1 protein-coding gene is annotated in these 492 nt (G+C 76.4%); it reads right to left on the bottom strand.

Translation table 11 applies throughout. The features are described from left to right. Window positions 1-40 precede the first annotated feature (40 nt). On the bottom strand, window positions 41-492 hold a 452-nt coding region (locus tag E1266_RS37665), incomplete at its 5' end, for a class II aldolase/adducin family protein (protein WP_132055388.1).

Below are 492 nucleotides of genomic sequence, written 5' to 3'. Positions count from 1 at the left end.
GAGCCGGTCGGATCAGGCGGGTCGGATCAGGCGGGTCGGGTCAGGCGGGGGGAGTCTCGGGCAGCCGGGAGAGTTCGTGGCGCCAGGCGACGTCCAGGTTGAGGCTCCCTCCGAGGTCGGGCAGCTCGGCCCGGTCGGCCTCGTCGATGGGGCGGGGGCGTCCGCCGGCGGAGGCGACGAGCAGGCAGAGGTGCGCGATCTCGTCGATGGAGGCGGCGCGGAGCACCGCCTCTTGGACCGAGTCGCCGGTGACCGCCACACCGTGCCCGCGGAGCAGGGCCGCCGCGTGGTCGCCGAGGTGGTCGGCCACCTCGTCCCCCAGCGCGTCGCTGCGCACCAGCACAGAGCGGGGATAGACGGGGACGCCGCTCGCCAGCAGGGCGGAGCCCGGGATGTCGTAGGCCCCCACGAGCGGCTCCAGGGTCAGGCCGGCCAGGTCGGCCGCGACCGTGCGCCGCGGGTGCGCGTGCACGACGCACCGGACGTCGGGGC

Origin of the sequence: Actinomadura sp. 7K534, from assembly GCF_004348575.1 — a bacterium.
Taxonomy (GTDB): domain Bacteria; phylum Actinomycetota; class Actinomycetes; order Streptosporangiales; family Streptosporangiaceae; genus Spirillospora; species Spirillospora livida.
The sequence above is the reverse complement of the archived record's forward strand: the minus strand, read 5'-3'. Positions and strand labels throughout refer to the sequence as shown.